The 2,847-nt window shown below is 31.1% G+C and carries 3 protein-coding genes; 1 reads left to right on the forward strand and 2 read right to left on the reverse strand.

Annotated elements, in window-relative coordinates:
- The coding region (locus tag ACZQCL_RS08290) for a cation diffusion facilitator family transporter (RefSeq protein WP_482482741.1) at window positions 1–483 on the reverse strand (483 nt) is incomplete at its 3' end.
- 136 nt (window positions 484–619) lie between these two features.
- Between ACZQCL_RS08290 and ACZQCL_RS08295 the strand changes: the two genes are divergently transcribed.
- The gene (locus ACZQCL_RS08295) at window positions 620–1,471 is read left to right on the forward strand and encodes an HAD-IIB family hydrolase (RefSeq protein WP_482482743.1); all 852 of its coding nucleotides are present in this window, start codon (window positions 620–622) and stop codon (window positions 1,469–1,471) included.
- Between the two features lie 18 nt (window positions 1,472–1,489).
- Here the strand turns inward: ACZQCL_RS08295 and ACZQCL_RS08300 are convergent, their stop codons facing one another.
- A complete protein-coding gene (locus ACZQCL_RS08300) occupies window positions 1,490–2,806 on the reverse strand; it encodes an ATP-binding protein (protein ID WP_482482745.1) in 1,317 nt (438 codons plus the stop codon).
- Between the last annotated feature and the right edge of the window lie 41 nt (window positions 2,807–2,847).

Below are 2,847 nucleotides of genomic sequence, written 5' to 3' on the forward strand. Positions count from 1 at the left end.
ACTTGAATCATATGTTTTAGAAAGTTTCTTATTGTATGCATACATCCAAAATTTAACTATGATAGAAATTAAAAGAATAATGACAGATGCAATTCTAAAATCAATACTTCCCGGATGAATCACCTTAGAAATACTTTCTTTTGCGGTTTCAAAACCAAGAACTAAAATCAATATACCTACAAATAAAGACGCAATTGTTTCCGTTCTTTCATGACCAAATGGATGATCCTTATCTGCTGGCTTATTTGCGAGATGAAAAGATAAAATCGAAATAATATTTGAACCCGCATCTGTTAAGTTATTTACTCCGTCAGCTTGAATAGATACCGAATGTACAATGGTACCAATCACAAACTTAATCACAAATAAAAATAAGTTACTAAATATACCCACAATCCCCGATAATTTACCAACATTTGTTCTTACATTGGCATCTTTTGTATCTTGATAATTCTTTATAAATCTACGCACTAAAAAATTCATTATTTACCACCTTCACGTCTCTAAAGTATAGCTTACCTAAAGACAAAATACAAAACGAAACAGGTAGTACAATATAACTTTCAAGTTGCAACTTCATGTGAAATCGCATACATTTTATGTGATGGAGGTACATTTTATGATTAATAAAATTAAGGTCTTGGCTGCAGACGTCGATATGACTTTAAGTTCGAAAAGCAGTCCTTTACCTAAAATCACAATACAGGCTTTACAAGAATTGCATAATAGAGGCGTTAAGCTTGGTTTGGCAACCGGAAGAGAAATCACCGAAATGGAAAAAACAAAAGGAATATTCTGGAAATTAGGGTTTGAATTTGATTTCATAATCGGAATGAATGGTGGCATGATCTATGATCGAAACCTGGATAAGACATTTACAATGGACATGATGAGTATTGAAGAAATGAAAGAAGTCTTAACTTTCTTGATGCCAATCATTGAAGAAAATAAAGTGTCTATAAACGTTGAAGGAAATCAACTACGCAATGTTATGAATATCAGCGAGGATTTGTTAGATATGTCAAAACGAAGAAACATTCCACTTATTGATAAAACAGGTGATATTGATGATTTTTGTGAAAAACCTGTTTATAAGTTCTTATTTAGAACAGACCCAGAAACAACGCAACTTATCCGTGATCAAGTAGAAGAACAATATAAAGGGAAATACCAAACTATTGAAACATTCCCAGGAACTATCGAATTAATGTATAGTGGTTTCTCTAAAGGTAGAGGTTTAGAAATGTATTGCGAATGGAATCAAATCCACTTAGAAAATACAATTGCGTTTGGTGATAATGAAAACGATAATTCTTTACTACTCACAAGTGGATGGGGAGTCTGCCTAAAAGACGGCAATCCAAACACAAAGGCATTAGCCGACGATATTACTGACTACGATTGTCTTGATGGTGGTGTAGGACATTACATATTTGATCATATATTAAACAATAAGGATGTGGAATTCTAAATATCCACACCCTTTTCATTAAAAGAACATTGTGTAATAGATTGGCAAGTAAATGATTTTACCTTTTTGCCTTATTGTTCTCTCATTCGATACGACATAGCCTTTTTGAATATGGTAATCATTATTATTCACAAAATTATTCAATGCACTATGCACCGTATAATCTTTTCCTGATTTCACCTCAATGGGAACAACAGAAAGTGAATCATAATCATCAATCAAGAAATCAACTTCTCCTTTATTTCGATTATCATAGTAATACAATTTTTTGCCATGCGCCTTTAATTCACTGGCAACAATTGTTTCATATACAGAACCTAAATTAATACTTTTTTGATCATCTAAAATTGCATTAATATTATTTCCATATAATATGCCCGTTAAAATCCCAACATCATTTAAATATAGCTTTATTAAATTCTTACTTGCAGATTCAATCAAAGGAAATTTTGGATTTGAGATAGCTTGTACATTCAAAGCGATTCCTGCACTAACTAAATATTCAAATTCTTCTTGATAGTCATTAAACGTTTTACCTCTTTTTCCCTCAATATTCTTAACAACAACTCGCTTTTTTTTATTTTCCATATTAGATGGAATTAAATCATAAATTCGACTGATTTTAAGTTTATTTTCTAAACTATATTTAGAGGCATCTGATGCATAATATTCGTGAATTTCAGCTTGAATATTTCGAACAGATACAATATTCTTCTCTGACAAATACGTATTTATAGCGTCAGGCATACCACCCACCAACAAATATTTTTTAAACAAATCCATCATTTTATTATGCATGGACTCATCTAATTCTTCTAAATGATTAAATTTATTTCTTAATGTCGAAATAACAAATTCGTTCATTCCATTCGCATATAAAAATTCTTCAAAATCCAAAGGATACATTTGAATCTTTTGAATACTACCCATAGGAATCGATGTGGTTTGCGATAAAGTAACCCCCAACAAAGATCCACTCGCAATATATGTAAATCGATTATCCTGGGATAAAAATTTTAATAGTGTTAATAAATGAGGATATGCTTGTATTTCATCAATAAATATCAATGTGTTTTCTTTTTCTTGCATTTTATCCCCTGCAAGCATACTGACCTGCAGATAAAAATCTTCTACTGTCCTTACCTTTTCAAACAAACGATTTCCTAAAGAATCTTCAATCATATTGATTTCGATATAATTTTCAAACAGTTTATTTCCCACATACCTTATGATATATGTTTTCCCAATTTGACGAGCTCCATCCACTAATAGGATTTTGTTTGAACCACTCATTAAATGTTGTTCAATTGTACGTTCAATCTTTCGATAAAGCATATTTCACCTCCGAAATGACTTTTCAATATAATTTTATACAC

This window comes from Holdemanella sp., from assembly GCF_056804935.1.